Source organism: Bacillus sp. CIS52 (assembly GCF_053545315.1).
This window is the reverse complement of the sequence record NZ_JBIUFR010000001.1, coordinates 1,547,061-1,563,153: the sequence shown is the minus strand read 5'-3', so window position 1 is coordinate 1,563,153 and position 16,093 is coordinate 1,547,061. Positions and strand designations below refer to the sequence as shown.

Here is a 16,093-nt window from a genome sequence, read left to right as displayed (position 1 = left end):
TTATGTCTTGCAGCCATAGAGTTCGCAAAAATACTGCGGTTTATGGCCGATCTACCAGGAAACAGATGAAAAATCTGAAAGTTCCTTTTCCTCAGTACACTTCATTATACGTCAAATTTAGACATATTACTATTACAGTTTCTTTTCATTCCCAGGCCGTGAAAAAACCTTGCCCCTATAACAGGCAAGGTTTTTCTGTTATTTTTTCTGTGACAGCCATTTTGCGATCTTCGCGGCTTCCTCATCATTTACAAGATGGCTCGGCATATTGCCGCGTCCGTTTTTAATGATGCTTTCAATTTTAGCTTCATCATACTTCCCGCCGACTTCCTGTAAATTCGGACCTCCGCCGCCTTCTAAGTCTTTACCGTGACAGCCGATACAGCTTTGCTGATAAAGCTCTTCGCCCGCTGACGCAGATGCTTTCGATCCGCCTGAGCTGTCAGAGCTTTCTTTTTTCGATTCATTGGAACCGCCGCATGCCGCCAGCAGGACGGACATGGTCAGAACCAGCGCCAATAGCGCCCATTTTGATTTCATATGTAAGATGCACCCCTTCGCTATTATAACCCTGTTTATGCGCGTTTGAAACCCTCGCCGAGCACCTCGCTTGCGTCTGCGACAATGACAAAGGCTGACTCATCAATTTGTTTGACGATTTGTTTCAGTTTTGTGAATTCGGTCTGGCCGACGACACACATTAAGATCGGCCGGTCATGTTCCGTATACCCGCCAACTGCCGAAATCTTCGTCACTCCCCTGTCAATTTCCGTAAACACAGCCGACCTGACGGCTTCTTCATGCTGCGTTATAATTAAAGCCATTTTGGAGCGGTTGAATCCGACCTGCACGACATCAATCGTTTTGCTTGACATAAATACCCCAAGCATCGCATATAGTCCCTGTTCCACTCCGAAAACGAGCATCGCGCTCAGCACAATTAATCCGTCCATGATGGCAAGGCACGTTCCCAGTGAAAGCCCCGTGTATTTGTGGATGATCTGCGCCGCCAGTGCCGTTCCCCCCGTGGAGCCTTTGCCGAGATACACGATGCCGATTCCCGTGCCGATCCCGACGCCTCCGAAAATCGCCGCCAGCAGTTCATGGGTCGTCGCGGCAGGCAGGTCTCTTGTTAAAAAGACGGCAAGCGGCAGAACGATGGAACCGACAAGTGTCTTCATTCCGAATTTCCCGCCGAGAATGATCACTCCGGCGATAAACAAAGGGATGTTAATGATCCACTGCACGTAAGCCGGCTCAAAACCAAACGTCTCCAAAATGGTGCTGATTCCGCTTACTCCGCCCGCCGCTATACGGTTCGGCAGCAAAAATACGTTAAACACGACCCCTGTAATCGCCGCGCCGATCATGATATATATGTAATCTTTGATCAGCCGGAGCGGCTTATTGTGATTCACATCCATGCAAAATCCTCCGTTCTCCGATTTTCTCTCGATAGCATTTTAAGTCTTCCCGGCCTAGAAGTAAATAACAGCCAAATACCGTATTAATTTGCTAAAGCGCTATTGTGAAAAATGGAAAAAGAGAACGGATAAAAAAACACACCATGCCAAAGGCAGGTGTGTTCCCGGATTAAGACAGTTTAGAGCGTAAGTAGGCATCAATGAAGATATCAATATCTCCGTCCATAACCGCCTGTACGTTCCCCATTTCCGTATTGGTCCGGTGGTCTTTCACCATGGAGTACGGATGGAATACGTAAGAGCGGATTTGGCTGCCCCAGCCGATTTCTTTCTGTTCGCCGCGGATTTCGTCAAGCTCCGCCTGCTGTTCTTCAATTCTGCGCTGATACAGCTTCGCTTTGAGCATTTTCATCGCTCTGTCGCGGTTTTTGATTTGTGAACGTTCCGTCTGGCATGTAACGACTACATTTGTCGGCAGGTGGGTGATCCGAACGGCCGAATCAGTCGTGTTGACGTGCTGTCCGCCGGCACCGCTTGCCCGGTACGTATCAACTTTAATGTCTTCGGTACGAATATCAATGTCGATTTCTTCATTGAATTCAGGCATGACTTCACATGACACGAATGACGTGTGGCGGCGGCCTGATGAATCAAACGGAGAAATCCGCACGAGTCGGTGTACGCCTTTTTCCGCTTTTAAATAGCCGTATGCATTGTGGCCCTTAATGAGCAGTGTGACCGACTTAATTCCGGCTTCATCTCCTGGCAGATAATCAAGCGTTTCAACTTTGAATCCGCGTCTTTCCGCCCAGCGGGTATACATTCTGAGCAGCATGGAACCCCAGTCTTGGGATTCTGTACCGCCGGCACCCGGGTGAAGTTCTAAAATCGCGTTATTTTTGTCATATGGTTCACTGAGCAGCAGCTGAAGCTCAAATTCATTCAATTCCTTCGTTAATGACTTCAGCTCTTTCTCAAGCTCCTGCTGAAGATCCGTATCAGGTTCTTCTTTTAAAAGATCATGTGTCATTTGGAGCTCTTCATGAGACTCGCTCAGCTGATGATAGGAGTTCACGTATTCCTTCAGACCGTTCGCTTCGTTGATGACAGTTTGGGCCTTCTGCTGGTCATTCCAGAATTCCGGTTCCGCCATCTTTTCATCTAATTCTGCAATGCGGGCTTCCTTTGATTCGAGGTCAAAGAGACCCCCTGAAGTCCGCTAAACGAGAAGCCATATTTTCGAGCTCTGCCCTGATTTCTGATAATTCCATTCCATTCACCTCATTAAAAGATCCGGGGCGCCATAAGACGCAGACCCGGTCATGTTCGATGCATACAGTCGTGACTATTCTGTCCGGCCGCAGCAATTTTTATATTTTTTTCCGCTTCCGCAATGGCAAGGCGCGTTGCGTCCGATATCTACGACTTTGCGCACCGGCGCTTTTTTCGCTTGTTTGGCCTCATCGCCGTCCTGCGGCTGGTGAGCCGTCGTTTGGCCCTGAACAACTTCTTCGCGTTCCAGATTGCTTTCAATCTCGGCCTTCATGACGAATTTCGCCACCTCGTCCTCAATGGACTCAATCATGTGCTCAAACATAGCGAAACCTTCCATTTGGTATTCACGCAGCGGATTTGTCTGCGCATAGGCGCGAAGGTGAATCCCTTGACGCAGCTGATCCATCGCATCAATATGATCCATCCATTTTGAATCGACGGCACGCAATACGATGACTTTTTCGAATTCACGCATCTGCTCTGTGCCGAAATTCTCTTCTTTTTCATTATATTTTGTCATGATGCGATCCATGATCATCTCATGCATTTCATCCGGTTCTTTTCCGAAGATATCGCTCTTTTCTAGCGCGCCTTCATCAAGATACGTTGTATTCACAAGCTCCACGAGGCCGTCAAGATTCCATTCTTCCGGAAGCTCCTCTTTCGGCGTATAAGCGGCAATTGCACGCTCCAGTGAAGACTTGATCATGCCTTCCACAATGTCACGCAGGTTTTCAGAGTCAATGACTTCAAAACGCTGCTTGTAAATGACTTCGCGCTGCTGACGGAGCACGTCGTCATATTGGAGAAGCTGTTTACGTGAATCGAAGTTATTTCCTTCGACACGTTTTTGAGACGATTCCACGGCGCGTGACACCATTTTGCTCTGAATCGGCGTGGAGTCATCCATACCGAACCGGTCAAGCATCGCCATCGTCCGTTCAGCTCCGAAACGGCGCATCAATTCATCTTCCATTGAAAGATAAAATTGTGTGATACCCGGGTCTCCCTGACGCCCTGAACGTCCGCGGAGCTGGTTGTCAATCCGGCGGGATTCATGGCGTTCCGTACCGACGACTGCAAGGCCGCCAAGCTCTTTTACGCCTTCACCGAGTTTAATGTCGGTTCCGCGTCCTGCCATGTTGGTCGCAATTGTGACAGCGCCTTTTTGTCCCGCTTCTTCAATGATCTGAGCTTCACGCTCATGGTTTTTCGCGTTCAGCACCTGATGCGGAATTCCTTTATTCTTCAGAAGTTTAGAAATCAATTCAGATGTTTCAACGGCAACCGTACCGACAAGAACGGGCTGTCCGGTCATGTAGCGCTGGGCGACATCCTCCGCCACCGCCTTGAATTTCCCTTCCATTGAGCGGTAGATCAAATCCGGACGGTCTTCACGGATGACCGGCTGGTTGGTCGGAATGGACACAACCTGCATGTTATAAATATTGCGGAATTCTTCCTCTTCCGTTTTTGCGGTACCGGTCATGCCGGCAAGCTTTTCGTACATACGGAAATAGTTTTGGAACGTAATTGTCGCCAGAGTCATGCTTTCATTTTGAATCTCCAGGCCTTCTTTCGCTTCAATCGCCTGGTGAAGGCCTTCGCTGTAGCGGCGTCCTTTCATCAGACGGCCGGTGAAGGAATCGACGATGACAACCTGGCCGTCCTCAACAACATAATCCACGTCTTTCTGCATCGCCGCATGGGCTTTTAAAGCCTGATTGATATGGTGGTTCAACGCCACGTTTTTGACATCAAACAGGTTGTCGATGCCGAACGTTTTTTCAGCCTTCGTCATTCCTTCTTCCGTCAGCTGAACGCCCTTCGTTTTGACGTCATACGTATAATCCTGATCTTGCTTGAGTGTGCGGACAAACGCATTTGCCTGCACGTACAGTTTTGTGGACTTCTGAGCTTGTCCGGAAATAATCAATGGCGTTCTCGCTTCATCGACTAAAATGGAATCGACTTCATCAATAACAGCAAAATGAAGCGGGCGCTGCACCATTTGTTCTTTATAAAGCACCATGTTGTCACGCAAATAATCAAAGCCGAGTTCATTATTCGTTGAATATGTGATATCGGCCGCGTAAGCTTCGCGTTTTTCGTCTTTTGACAACGAATTCAGGTTCAGGCCGACTGTAAGCCCGAGAAACTCGAAAATTTCTCCCATTTGCTGGGCATCACGGCTTGCCAGATATTCGTTGACCGTTACGACGTGAACGCCTTTTCCCGTCAACGCGTTTAAATATACCGGAAGGGTGGACGTCAGCGTTTTCCCTTCCCCTGTTTTCATTTCGGCGATATTCCCTTCATGAAGGGCAAGGCCCCCCATCAGCTGCACTTTAAACGGGAACATGCCGGTTACGCGGCGTGAAGCTTCACGAACGACGGCAAATGCTTCGACAAGAAGGTCATCCGTCGTTTCTCCTTTTTCAAGCCGCTCTTTAAATTCTGCCGTTTTTTGTTTAAGCGCATCGTCAGAGAGATTTTCATAATCTCCTTTTACAGCATCAATGTCATTCGCTATTTTTTCGTATTTGTTCAGCGCACGTTTGGTCGGATCAAACATTTTATTTAAAATCCCAAGCATCTATAACGCTCCTCTATGTTCACATGCAGATTTCGCATGGAATAAATGATAATTTTCTGTCCATGTATACCTCTCATTATCATAACATACCTTTGGTTATTTCCAAAGAATTTGCAGATAAAGTATAGAGAAAAACCTTCCGCGCGTTCACGGAAGGCTGGATGGTTTATTCAGTCGGTTCAATTAATCCGTATTTGCCGTCATTTCGGCGGTAAACGACATTTGTGAGATTCGTTTCCGCGTTGGTGAATACGAAGAAATTATGTCCGAGCATATTCATTTGGAGAATCGCTTCTTCATTATCCATCGGTTTTAAATTAAAACGTTTCTGACGGACAATTTCCGGGCTGTCATCTTCAATTTCGTCCTGAACCGCTACGTTTGTATCAGCTGCGCTTCCGTTCTCGAAGTAATGTTTCGGAAGACCCTGCTCGCGGAATTTTCGGTTGACTTTTGTTTTGTGCTTTCGGATTTGACGTTCCAGCTTGTTTGTTGCGAGATCAATTGCATTGTACATATCCTCGTTATGCACTTCGGATCGAAGCGCCAGATCAGTCATCGGAATGGTGACTTCAACTTTGGATTCCTTATCATTATAGAATTTTAAGTTGACGTTCACATCGGCATTGACGCTCTGCTCGAAATATCGTTCCAGCTTGCCGATTTTTCTTTCCACATGATCCTTTAACGCAGGTGTAACCTCAATGTTTTCTCCTCTGATATTGTAGTTCATCAAAGAACGCCTCCCTTTATCTAAGGATATGTAACTATTTCTCTTTTTCCCCTTCTGATCCCTGCTGAAACGTTAAAATAATGTGTAAATTCGGTGAACGATGACGAATGGTGTCGGCTTATATCCGCTGCTTCCGGCAGGATTATCAGTATATGCAGAAGACGCAGGCAAAAGACCTGCCGCTTGCAGCAGGTCTAGTGAAGAACATACGGTTTGATGCAGTCGTGCGTCTGCTCCATCCACACCTTATAATGCGGCAGAAAGATGGTTTTTAAAAACTCCTGAAATGGAGCGGACGGGAAATCATAATCATTTAACATGCTGAAATCCTGAAAAATCTCGTCAAATGACCGAATCGCCGTCTCCACGCATTGGCACTCAACGATAGACAAGAGAAGCGCATGAGAGGAATCGAGATGAAAAAAAGCCTGAATCAAATCGTTGTAAATCCGTTCGCCCTCCGTCTTGAAAAAATCATCCTGTGTATCCAATAGGTAGCAAAGCCCCTCATCAATGGTAAAAAGAAGCTGGTAGTATGCTGACACCAAATGGTAATCGTTCAAACTTCTCAAAACACTCACCTATTTGCGTTTGTCGTAATAACGGCCGTCACTTGTCGTTTGATGATACGGATTAAAATACGTATTATGGTACACCCGTTTTTTCTTGAGTGTTTTTATTTCATTTCGGATGCTATCCTGGAGCCGTTTCACTTCTCCGGTAATCAAGCGGTCCATCGCGGTCACCTGCTGAAACAGCGTTTTTTCTTCGTCGGAAAAAGGCGGCTTTATGCCCGCAAGCATCTCCTCCCTTTTCTCCGTAAATGCTGTAAAGCTGCTGATGAGGCCGTCGCTTTCCGGGGCATCCTTCAATGCGGCGTACATGTTCTTCGTTTCATTATACAAAGAAAGGACATTGCTGTTCATCAGGCAAGGCCGCCCGCGCCGTGGCTGTTTTTCCGTTCGCTCTGCATGGCCTGTTTCCACGTATCACGAAATTCAGTAACTAGCTTTTCCGCTTCATCTAACAATCCTTCATTATTCTGCACGTTCGCTTCAATCAGGCGGCGGCGTATGTAATCATAGATTGATGACATTTGTTCAGAAATCTCAATCTCCCGGTTTAACGTGATGCTGAGCTCTTGAATGATGTTTTGCGCCTTTACGATATTTTCATTTTTGGCTTCAGGGTTGTTTTGCTTCATCGCCTGCCTTGCCAGCTTAATGAATCGCAGGCAGCCGTTATAAAGCATAAGGGTCAGCTCTTCCGGAGCGGCTGTAAAGACGGATGTCTGCTGATAAGCAGCAAAAGGATTATTTATTGCCATTTTTATAAAACCTCCAAGGTTATGATGTTGAAGATCCTAACATTGACGTGAGATATGAAGATTGGCTGTTCAATTTCTCCAATGCCGTATCCAGTGCGCTGAACTTTTTATAATATCTCGTCTCGATGTCATCCAGCTTCGTTTTCATATTGGAAATATTTGTTTCTATTTCATCCAGGCTTTTTCCGATGGCAAAGCTGGTTGATACCGAGCTTTCCGTACCCGCCTGTTTTGAAATTTGAATCTGCATTTTATTTAATGTGTCTTTTAATCTCCGGGCAATCCCCTGTTCCTCCGGGTTTTTGGTTTTCGCTGTATCAGGGCTGTCTGCATTAAACAGTTTAGCCACGAGAGCAGGATTCTCGGTAATTTTCTGTTTCAGTTTCGCTTCGTCTTTAATGACAAGCTTTCCTTGATCCGTATAACTATCAGACGTCTCAATTCCGAAATCGGCAAGCTGATATTTTTTTCCGTCAATCGTAACCGTTGAGTACAGATCAAGCCGCATCTCCGCCAAACCGTTCTGCAGCGTGCTGTCGCTCCGTAATAAACCGCTTTTGGCTTTTGCCTCCCACTGCTCAACCTGCTTATCGGTCATCGCTTCTCTTTGTTCATCGGTTAACGGCGTATAATCACGGTATTTTGATTCTGTCACCTTCTCGTTTGCGCTTTTAATTAACGTATTGTATTTATCAACGAAATCTTTAATGTTGTTAAAAATGCCGTCCGTATCAGTCGTGCTGTTAATCGTAACCGTTTTATTGCTGTCCGTCACGCTGTTCAGCGTGTATTTGATGCCGTTGATCGTAAAGTTATTTGACGTTTTTGTCATTTCAAGCCCGTTGAACGTAAACTTCGCGTTTTTCCCTTCGGCATTGGCCGTAAGTTCATTCGTTGTATCATCAACGGCAAAACCGAGCTGATCTTTCAGGAAGCTTTTAGTTGCGTCATCACCTGCGGCAAGGGCAAACCCTTCTCCCGTTTTATTGGAAGTAAACGCGATCGTATCCACATAATCCGTGCCGTTGGAGATTTTCTCTTTTAAGGCCGTCACCCCGAGGCCCGAGCTGTTTAGTTTGGTGACCACATCATCAATCGTATCGGTTGCGGCGATCGTGACGTTTACCTCAGTCGGCTTCGTTTCGCCCGGATTTGTGACATTGAATTTCAATGTTTGGCTTTGACCCGAAGTGAAATTGATGGCCCCTGAGGATTTATAAGTCGTCGGCGTAGCCAGCTGCTGTACAGACATGCTCGTTGAAATATTCTGTTCAGCACTGACAGCCGCCGCGCTGACACTGGAATCCGAACTTGTTACTGTTTTTTTATTCCAGTTTGTGGACATCAGCATATTATTAAATGTAGTGGAATACATGTCGGCAATCTGGGTATTCATTTCCCGATAAGCATCGCGCTTCCATTCAAGCGTCTGCTTTTGCTGGTTTAATTTATTAAGCGGCTGCTTTTCGGCATCCATCATTTTTTTCACCAGAGAATCTACATCAAGACCGGAATTAAGGCCTGTGATTCTTGTGACCATATGTACCCTCTCCTTTTCGGCGTTTAGTCGTAGACGGCTCTATGATAACAGTGAGTTTCCGACTGTTTATCATATCACAGCTCCATAAATGTATGATCTTATTCTTATATCGGTCAGATTAAAAGGTTTTCAATAATTTAACTGCAAATTATAACGTTTCATTTTGTCAATAGGGTTCTTTGGCATGATGAGGGGGAAAAGCTGCAGAAATAAAAAAAGACCCTGGAGAACCAGGATCTTTCCGTCATTAACCTTTAAGCAATTGAAGAACTTGCTGAGGCTGTTGGTTAGCTTGCGCAAGCATTGCTTGAGAAGCCTGAGTAAGGATGTTGTTTTTCGTGTACTCCATCATCTCAGAAGCCATGTCTACGTCACGGATACGTGATTCAGCAGAAGTCAGGTTCTCAGAAGAAGTACCAAGGTTGTTGATTGTGTGCTCTAAACGGTTTTGAACCGCACCAAGTTTAGCGCGCTCGCTAGATACTGTGTCGATAGCTGTTTTGATTGTTGTAAGAGCTGAAGACGCAGCTTTAGCTGAAGATGAGATGTCGATACCTTTTGTTACTTTAGAATCTCCAGCCACAGCACTGTCAGCTTGATAAACTAATTTATCAGCAGCATCATAGTAGCCATTCGGTCCTTTAGAACCGTCAGTTACAAGTGTTGCTTCATTTCCATCTTTATCTGTAATTTTAGATCCGTCAGCATTTGCTGTATAAGTTGTACCGACTTTCAGGCTTTCAGAATCCATTTTATTGATAGACAGGCTCATTGTTTGGCCTTCGTTAGCTCCGATTTGGAACGTAAGGTTTTTCGCAGTTCCGTCAAGAAGTTTCTTCGTGTTGAACTCAGTGTCAGTAGAAATTCTTGTTACTTCAGATGATAATTGGTCCATCTCTTTTTGAAGCTCAGAACGGTCTGAATCTGTGTTTGTATCGTTCGCCGCTTGTGTAGCAAGCTCGCTCATACGCTGAAGAATGCTGTGAGTTTCGTTCAATGCACCCTCAGATGTTTGGATAAGAGAGATTCCGTCTTGAGCATTTTTAGACGCCATGTCTAAACCGCGGATTTGAGAACGCATTTTTTCAGAGATCGCAAGACCCGCAGCGTCATCACCAGCGCGGTTGATGCGAAGACCTGAAGATAATTTTTCCATGTTTTTTGCAGCAGAGCTTGAACCTGCATTCAGCTGACGGCTAGTGTTAAGAGCCGCGATATTGTGGTTGATTCTCATTTTGTATTTCCTCCCTGAATTGTTTTTCGCACGTCCTTGTGCATTTGTGCAGCATCATTTTTGAAGAAAATTTTCCTCTCATTGGCTACACTATATATATCGGACGGCCGCTTCTATTGTTTATATTGAAAATAAAAAAATCCTCACTTTTTTTGTGAGGATAAATTAAGTAATAAATCAGTATTAAAAGATACAGCTCTGTTATTCTCTTCCAGGATAGACAAGTATATTTCCTTCCGATGAATATCCACGTGCTGCGGCGCTTCAATTCCCAGTTTCACTTGCTCTCCTTCGATGGCAATCACCTTGATTTCAATATCCGGCCCGATTTGAATGGACTCATTCACTTTTCTCGAGAGAACTAGCATGATCCTCCTCCTATCAAATGTTTTGTTTCATAGGAAGCATCATGTAAAATGATTTGTTTCGCCTTCATTTCCTTTTTATTCACGATAATCGGCGCTTTTAAATTGGCGGTCGTGTTTTCAAAAGGCTCTTCCAGCGTTAAAATCGCCATCACTTCGACGTCCTCTATATCTTCAATGTGCAAAAGCTCCAGAGTCGATTGGTCAATGTCAAATTCGTATCCTTTAAAGAAAATAAACGGACTGGCGACAATAAAGGCGATATGCTCCTGTTTGACAGACTGCAGCGCCAAAAACGGTGAATCTTCCGACAAAGGAAGAACAACAAATTGAGTCTCGTCATTAAATCCCGGCAGCCCGTTTTCAAATGAGATAATCTGCCCTTCGTCTATTCTGATTTCTCCGTGATATTTTGTTTTAATAATCATGCTTCACAATCCTTTACCACTTTCATCTTTTATTCTGTATTACCGTCGTCAACCGAAATCGTCACTTTAGGGTCTTGCCTCATATCAATCTGAACTCTCCCCGGTGTGTAATTCCATACCGGTTTATGGGCGGTGGCTTCAATTGAAGGTTTGCGGGCTTCAATATCAACCGTAAGCTTTGAAGGAATGCAGTCAATGTCAACGAGAAACTGCGCAGGCAGAAAGTCGCTGAATTCGCCGAATGGATCGGGCGGACTGACATCCGCTGCCTGACGGGCCATCACATTGCCGGTTTTCTTTTCGATAGCCGCCATTTCCTTCCCTTCTCTGACTGTTTTCGCAATAAACTCACTGCATGCTTGCGCACCTTTCTGGGCGGCTTCAGCGTTCAGCTTTTCAAATGATTTCAGATTTAAGTTCTCCCACGCCCTCGTCTGATCAATCGTCAGTTTGGCCGGCGTGCTTTCAATGTTCAGCTCTGCCGGCGGCTGCTCGATTTCCAGGTCAGCGGGCGGCTGTTCCATCTCGATTTCTTCCTTCTGAAAGGTTATACCGATTTTAGCAGGCACACTGTCAATAATCAATCTCGGCATCTGCATAGAGACCCCTCCTCTTTAGAGTGTTCTAGTAAAAAAAGCGATCTCCCTGTTGTGAGTCGCTTTTTTTATATATAGAAGACGTTTCATCTATTATTTCAGAAAGTCGATCAGTGACGGCTGAATGATATTCGCATTTACTGACAGCGCAGCTTTATGAACCGTCTGCTGAGATAAATAATCAACAATCACATCTTCCATTTCTACATCTTCATTATCTGACAATACTTTTTCAGCGGTAGCAGCTTGAGATTCCAACCTTGTCTTAATGAGTTCCAAACGGTTTGTTCGGGCGCCGATATTGGATTTTTCAGCATTCATTTTGTCAGTAAAACCGTCGATGTCTGACAGAATTTGATTTGAATCTGCTTCAGAAAGCGTACCTTTGCTTAAAGAAGCTTCTAATGAGTTGAGAAATTCAAATACATTATCTCCATTTTGAGCGACGCCCCCGAAAGCTGATTTCGGGTCAGAATTCACTTTCAGCACTGCCCCGTTCGAAATGTTGATGTTAACATCCGAAGCACTCGTGTAATTTTCATAGTTGTACGTATACGTGCCGTCGGCATTTTCAGTGATCGGCGGGACATCTGAATTTGTTCCGTTAAACAGGTAACGCCCGTTCACTTGAGTATTCGCGACAGAAACGAGCTGCTTTTTCAGCTGGCCGATTTCTGTACCGATTGCTTTTAATTCCGTTTCACCGTTCGAATCACTTTTTGCCTTAATCATCAAGTCTCGGATTTTCCCCATAATATCCGTCTCTGAGTTTACGCTGGATTCCGAGTTTTCCAGCCATGTGAAACCTTGCGAAACATTCCGCTGATACTGGTTGACCTGCGCAAGCTGAGTACGGTACTGCATTCCCTTCATTGCGACGACCGGATCATCAGAAGCTTTGGTGATTTTTTTCCCCGTAGACACTTGCTGCTGAAGCCGATCGAGCTTGTCATAACTTGAGCCGATAAATCGAAGAGAATTTTTTGCGATCATCCCTTGAGTTACTCTCATTTACTTATCTCCTTATCTTCCTCCGGTGCCCATACCGTTAATAATTTTATCGTATATTTGATCCTGCATCGTTATGATTCGCGCAGCGGCATTATAAGCGTGCTGAAACTGAATCATATTTGTCATTTCTTCATCTAATGACACGGCGCTGACTGATTGTCTCCGCTGATCGGCCGAAAGGGTGTTGCTTTCAGAGTTGTTCATAAGATTGGCCGCTTTTTGTGAATTAACGCCCAGCTTGCCGATAAGGGATTCATAAAAGTCATTAATTGTAGTGGTTTCACCGTTAATTGTCAGCTTGCTGTTCTGCACGGCTGCCAGGTTTGTCGCGTTTGTGCCGTCGCTTTTTTCTCCGTTTAACGACGCTGCGATATTGTCTGTAGACGCAAGGACTTTGTCACTGACTTTTATTTTCGCTGCCGCCCCTTTTACCGGCACCGCTTCATCCCCGCTGAAATCAAAAAATGCTGTGCCCTGTTCGCCTGTATAGGTCTTTCCTTTTTCGTGGACTGCATTAAACGCGTCAGCAAAGGAGAGCGCCATATTATCAAGAGCAGTCAGCATCTCAGGATAAAGGCCTTTTTCTTCTCCATTTGACATATAGCCGTATGACTCAATAAGACCTAAAAGTGAGCCTTTGCCGGTAAATGCATCCGCATTAACCGCATTGCTGCCGACGGATACGCTTGACACAAGACCGCTGTCCTGGTCGTAGTTGATTTTCATTTCTGAAACGGTTTTTGTATTACCATCAAGCAGTGTTCCGAGAGAATTGTTGTTTCCGTTCAGCAATTCCACGTTGACCGTGCCCTCAGCAGTCGCCAAGGCATGTCCGCCCGACTTATTATATGAAACTTTTATATTTGCCATAGAAGATAGTTGGTCAATCAATCTGTCTCTTTGGTCATATAAATCATTAGGAAGCATACCGCTCGGCTCAACTGCCGCTATTTGAGTATTAAGGTCATTCAGCTGATTTAAAATTGAATTGGCCTGATCCGCTGTGTTATCCAGGTTCTTTTTAATATCCCCCTGAATGTTAGTCAAAGAGCTTGATATATAGTTAAAACTCTCGACAAGAGATTTCCCCTGCTCCTGCAAGACTGAGCGCGCTCCCGTATTTTCCGGGTTCGTCGCCAGGTCCTGAAGGGCATTCCAAAACGAACTGAGTGATCCGTTTAATCCGTTATCATCAAGCTCTTTCATGACGCCTTCCATTTGCGACAATGAATTGGAACGGGCTGTATAGTAGCCTAATTTTGTATTTTCAGTTCTGTACTGATAGTCTAAAAAACTGTCTCTGACACGCTCCACTGAACCTGCTTTGACCCCGGTTCCGATTTGGCCGGCCGTCAGCTCACTGTTTTTTGATACAGCGGGGTAAGGGCTCGTCGATTGTAATGTGACGCGCTGCCTTGTATATCCTTCTGTATTTGCATTTGCAACGTTATTTGAAACTGTGCTCAATGCAGTCTGCTGCGCACTCAGTGCACGTCTTGCTGTTTCGAGCCCCATAAATGTCGATGGCATTGAAAATCCTCCGTTCTAAGCTTTTGAATCGAATAATGTCAAACGGCTGACAGGCTGGCGCGCCGCTTGCGGCTCTTTATAATTCATATTCTCTTTTTCATCCGGCATGATCATATCGAATGCCCCTGAGATGAATTGCAAAGCCTGAATCGTGAGCTGCTTATTCATCTCGTTCACTTCTTTCAGACGGTTAAGAAGCGCAGATAAAGAGTGAAATAATCCTTCAAGCTCCTGTTTTTCACTGCCTGAAGTTCTTGAGATACATGCAGCAATTGTGTTATCTTCATCGCGGCTGAGAAACTGGGAAGTTAACTTGATTCGCTCTTCTTCAGTCTGCCCGATTGCCTGAATATACTTTTGCTCTTTGGTTAATATGTTGGAAAGCTCTTTTGTTTTACCTGCTTTCAGCGCTTCCGTTTTCTCCTCAGACAGCGTGAGCAGATGTTCATGCAGTGCGCAAAGTCGCTTCAGTTGATCGATAATTGGCTTTGCTGACATTGGCTTTCTCCTTTTTATTGCTTTTTATAGAAATTCATTATTTTTTCAGCGATGCTGTTTGAATCTATTTTATATGTTCCGCTCTCTATATCCGCTTTCAGCTGAGCGATTTTTTCCTGACGTGTTTTAGTGACCGCATCTGACGCATTTTGAAGCTCTTTTGCATGAGAAGAAATTTCCACTTTGTCTTTCGGCTTTGCAGCCTCTTTTTGTACGGCTTGCTTTTCGTAATTTTTTTGGTATGGATTAACGGATTGTGTTCCGTACTGATTGATTTTCATTGGATTCCTCTCGCTTTCTGTTCGCAGTCTAATTCTTTTATCGACTGCGTTATCAGTTAGTTTAGGGAATCAGGTGTTTTTGGTATTATAGGCATAGTATGTGTCTTTAGTACCATTTTTCTCTTTGAATTCAGCAGCTGTTTCTTGGTTCATATGATCTAATTGCGACTCGATATCAGTCTGACAGGACTTGCAGAATTTCCCCGTCCTGATCGGATTTCCGCACCTTTCGCAAGGGTATGCCAAATTCGGAAGATGGCTGATTTGAATCCTTTTTTGTTTGATAAACTTGAGGATCAGCTCTTCTTCCACACCTGTTTCCTCAGTAATCTGCTGCATCGTCGACTGTCTGTTGATCTGCTTTCTTAAAAATTTATAGACGGTTTCAAATGCTTTTTCTTCTTCTTTAATACATGCCTGGCATACGGTCTGCAGGTTCGTTTTAAAAAATAGAGCATTGCATTTTGGACAATTTGCCAATTCACCCATCGTTTTAACTCCTATTCCTTCATTTATCTGCCTTATATTTCTATCAATTATATCGGCAGAAAAAATGAATGATTTAGCTCCTGATTAAAGTAAAAGAGGAGACCGATAACGCTTTGCCTGCTGTCAGCAGAGCTTCGGCAGCTTGATGCAGTGTGGCGCCCGTCGTATAAATATCGTCTATTAAAATGACGTTCATACCTTCGACGGAGTTTTCAGCAGCTGAAAACTTTTTTTCTGCGGAGAGCCTTTCTGTTTTGCTTTTTTTGGATTGTTTTTCATTGTTCAGTCGGATGAGGGGGTAAATGACGGGCATTCCGAGCAGAGAGGCCAGCAGCTCGGATTGATTGAATCCGCGTTCCGCCAGCCGTTCGCCGCTCAGCGGAATAGGGACGAGGGTATGTGTATTTGCCGGGTATGCCGCTTTAAAGCCGGCAGCAAAATCACGTTCAAATGCTTGAATGATTTTCGCATCACCCCGAAATTTAAACCGGGTCAATGCATCCTTCATCGCATCATTATACAAATATACCGAACGGTTCTGCCGCAGCAAAAAACGCTTTTCCGTTTTTGATTCCCGCGACATGCAATCAGTGCATTTTTCATTTGACTCCTGAGACCTTCCGCACAAACAGCATACGGGACCTTCAATTTTTTCGAATTGATTGCTGCATGCGCTGCATACCTCTTGTTCCGGCGCAAGGGAAAATAGAGATCTCCAGGTCAGTGAACTTGAAATTGGTGAATCACACAATAAACAATTCAGAGA

General features: G+C 44.9%; 19 protein-coding genes. All 19 read right to left on the bottom strand.

Annotated elements, in window-relative coordinates; translation table 11 throughout:
- Positions 1-198 precede the first annotated feature (198 nt).
- On the bottom strand, positions 199-540 hold the full coding sequence (cccB, locus tag ACH32G_RS07555; protein WP_003151417.1) for a cytochrome c551: 342 nt from the start codon (positions 538-540) through the stop codon (positions 199-201).
- Positions 541-575: 35 nt separating this feature from the next.
- Positions 576-1,424: a YitT family protein gene (locus ACH32G_RS07550; RefSeq protein ID WP_047475774.1), complete on the bottom strand. Its 849-nt coding sequence runs from the start codon at positions 1,422-1,424 to the stop codon at positions 576-578.
- A gap of 169 nt (positions 1,425-1,593) precedes the next feature.
- Positions 1,594-2,695 (bottom strand): peptide chain release factor 2 gene (prfB, locus tag ACH32G_RS07545; RefSeq protein WP_155816738.1). Its coding sequence is split into 2 segments (ribosomal slippage): positions 1,594-2,622 and positions 2,624-2,695, totalling 1,101 coding nucleotides; the frame shifts between segments, so codons are not numbered across the junction.
- Positions 2,696-2,769: 74 nt separating this feature from the next.
- Positions 2,770-5,295: a preprotein translocase subunit SecA gene (gene secA, locus ACH32G_RS07540; RefSeq protein ID WP_047475776.1), complete on the bottom strand. Its 2,526-nt coding sequence runs from the start codon at positions 5,293-5,295 to the stop codon at positions 2,770-2,772.
- A 166-nt stretch (positions 5,296-5,461) separates the two neighbouring features.
- Complete coding sequence (gene hpf / locus ACH32G_RS07535; protein WP_016937784.1) at positions 5,462-6,028, bottom strand: ribosome hibernation-promoting factor, HPF/YfiA family; 567 nt, start codon at positions 6,026-6,028, stop codon at positions 5,462-5,464.
- A 194-nt stretch (positions 6,029-6,222) separates the two neighbouring features.
- The gene (locus ACH32G_RS07530) at positions 6,223-6,600 is read right to left on the bottom strand and encodes a hypothetical protein (RefSeq protein WP_060964154.1); all 378 of its coding nucleotides are present in this window, start codon (positions 6,598-6,600) and stop codon (positions 6,223-6,225) included.
- Between the two features lie 9 nt (positions 6,601-6,609).
- Positions 6,610-6,954, bottom strand: coding sequence for a flagellar protein FliT (locus ACH32G_RS07525; RefSeq protein ID WP_448814169.1), 345 nt, complete (start codon positions 6,952-6,954; stop codon positions 6,610-6,612).
- Complete coding sequence (fliS, locus tag ACH32G_RS07520; RefSeq protein ID WP_045926616.1) at positions 6,954-7,355, bottom strand: flagellar export chaperone FliS; 402 nt, start codon at positions 7,353-7,355, stop codon at positions 6,954-6,956. Before fliS ends, ACH32G_RS07525 begins: the two co-directional genes overlap by 1 nt.
- 19 nt (positions 7,356-7,374) lie before the next feature.
- Entirely contained in the window at positions 7,375-8,895 is a 1,521-nt protein-coding gene (locus ACH32G_RS07515; RefSeq protein WP_016937780.1) for a flagellar hook-associated protein 2, read from the bottom strand.
- A gap of 247 nt (positions 8,896-9,142) precedes the next feature.
- A complete protein-coding gene (locus ACH32G_RS07510; RefSeq protein ID WP_016937779.1) occupies positions 9,143-10,129 on the bottom strand; it encodes a flagellin N-terminal helical domain-containing protein in 987 nt (328 codons plus the stop codon).
- A gap of 143 nt (positions 10,130-10,272) precedes the next feature.
- The gene (gene csrA / locus ACH32G_RS07505) at positions 10,273-10,497 is read right to left on the bottom strand and encodes a carbon storage regulator CsrA (RefSeq protein ID WP_003151402.1); all 225 of its coding nucleotides are present in this window, start codon (positions 10,495-10,497) and stop codon (positions 10,273-10,275) included.
- Positions 10,491-10,922, bottom strand: a complete 432-nt coding sequence (fliW, locus tag ACH32G_RS07500; protein ID WP_016937778.1) for a flagellar assembly protein FliW — start codon at positions 10,920-10,922, stop codon at positions 10,491-10,493. Before fliW ends, csrA begins: the two co-directional genes overlap by 7 nt.
- A 29-nt stretch (positions 10,923-10,951) precedes the next feature.
- On the bottom strand, positions 10,952-11,521 hold the full coding sequence (locus ACH32G_RS07495) for a DUF6470 family protein (protein ID WP_049627496.1): 570 nt from the start codon (positions 11,519-11,521) through the stop codon (positions 10,952-10,954).
- Positions 11,522-11,611: 90 nt separating this feature from the next.
- Entirely contained in the window at positions 11,612-12,529 is a 918-nt protein-coding gene (flgL, locus tag ACH32G_RS07490; RefSeq protein WP_016937776.1) for a flagellar hook-associated protein FlgL, read from the bottom strand.
- 12 nt (positions 12,530-12,541) lie between these two features.
- The gene (gene flgK / locus ACH32G_RS07485) at positions 12,542-14,059 is read right to left on the bottom strand and encodes a flagellar hook-associated protein FlgK (protein ID WP_327814667.1); all 1,518 of its coding nucleotides are present in this window, start codon (positions 14,057-14,059) and stop codon (positions 12,542-12,544) included.
- Between the two features lie 15 nt (positions 14,060-14,074).
- A complete protein-coding gene (locus ACH32G_RS07480; protein WP_045926612.1) occupies positions 14,075-14,557 on the bottom strand; it encodes a flagellar protein FlgN in 483 nt (160 codons plus the stop codon).
- A 14-nt stretch (positions 14,558-14,571) separates the two neighbouring features.
- The gene (gene flgM / locus ACH32G_RS07475; RefSeq protein ID WP_016937773.1) at positions 14,572-14,838 is read right to left on the bottom strand and encodes a flagellar biosynthesis anti-sigma factor FlgM; all 267 of its coding nucleotides are present in this window, start codon (positions 14,836-14,838) and stop codon (positions 14,572-14,574) included.
- 69 nt (positions 14,839-14,907) lie between these two features.
- Positions 14,908-15,327, bottom strand: a complete 420-nt coding sequence (locus ACH32G_RS07470; RefSeq protein ID WP_016937772.1) for a TIGR03826 family flagellar region protein — start codon at positions 15,325-15,327, stop codon at positions 14,908-14,910.
- 73 nt (positions 15,328-15,400) lie between these two features.
- Positions 15,401-16,090: a phosphoribosyltransferase family protein gene (locus ACH32G_RS07465; protein ID WP_448814285.1), complete on the bottom strand. Its 690-nt coding sequence runs from the start codon at positions 16,088-16,090 to the stop codon at positions 15,401-15,403.
- Between the last annotated feature and the right edge of the window lie 3 nt (positions 16,091-16,093).

Coding starts and splice junctions, on each gene's coding strand:
- fliS (WP_045926616.1), bottom strand. CDS start 7,355: ATGGCAATAAATAATCCTTTTGCTGCTTATCAGCAGACATCCGTCTTT.
- flgK (WP_327814667.1), bottom strand. CDS start 14,059: ATGCCATCGACATTTATGGGGCTCGAAACAGCAAGACGTGCACTGAGT.
- ACH32G_RS07480 (WP_045926612.1), bottom strand. CDS start 14,557: ATGTCAGCAAAGCCAATTATCGATCAACTGAAGCGACTTTGCGCACTG.
- ACH32G_RS07495 (WP_049627496.1), bottom strand. CDS start 11,521: ATGCAGATGCCGAGATTGATTATTGACAGTGTGCCTGCTAAAATCGGT.
- ACH32G_RS07515 (WP_016937780.1), bottom strand. CDS start 8,895: ATGGTCACAAGAATCACAGGCCTTAATTCCGGTCTTGATGTAGATTCT.
- ACH32G_RS07525 (WP_448814169.1), bottom strand. CDS start 6,954: ATGAACAGCAATGTCCTTTCTTTGTATAATGAAACGAAGAACATGTAC.
- flgL (WP_016937776.1), bottom strand. CDS start 12,529: ATGAGAGTAACTCAAGGGATGATCGCAAAAAATTCTCTTCGATTTATC.
- flgM (WP_016937773.1), bottom strand. CDS start 14,838: ATGAAAATCAATCAGTACGGAACACAATCCGTTAATCCATACCAAAAA.
- secA (WP_047475776.1), bottom strand. CDS start 5,295: ATGCTTGGGATTTTAAATAAAATGTTTGATCCGACCAAACGTGCGCTG.
- hpf (WP_016937784.1), bottom strand. CDS start 6,028: ATGAACTACAATATCAGAGGAGAAAACATTGAGGTTACACCTGCGTTA.
- csrA (WP_003151402.1), bottom strand. CDS start 10,497: ATGCTAGTTCTCTCGAGAAAAGTGAATGAGTCCATTCAAATCGGGCCG.
- ACH32G_RS07510 (WP_016937779.1), bottom strand. CDS start 10,129: ATGAGAATCAACCACAATATCGCGGCTCTTAACACTAGCCGTCAGCTG.
- ACH32G_RS07470 (WP_016937772.1), bottom strand. CDS start 15,327: ATGGGTGAATTGGCAAATTGTCCAAAATGCAATGCTCTATTTTTTAAA.
- ACH32G_RS07550 (WP_047475774.1), bottom strand. CDS start 1,424: ATGGATGTGAATCACAATAAGCCGCTCCGGCTGATCAAAGATTACATA.
- fliW (WP_016937778.1), bottom strand. CDS start 10,922: ATGATTATTAAAACAAAATATCACGGAGAAATCAGAATAGACGAAGGG.
- cccB (WP_003151417.1), bottom strand. CDS start 540: ATGAAATCAAAATGGGCGCTATTGGCGCTGGTTCTGACCATGTCCGTC.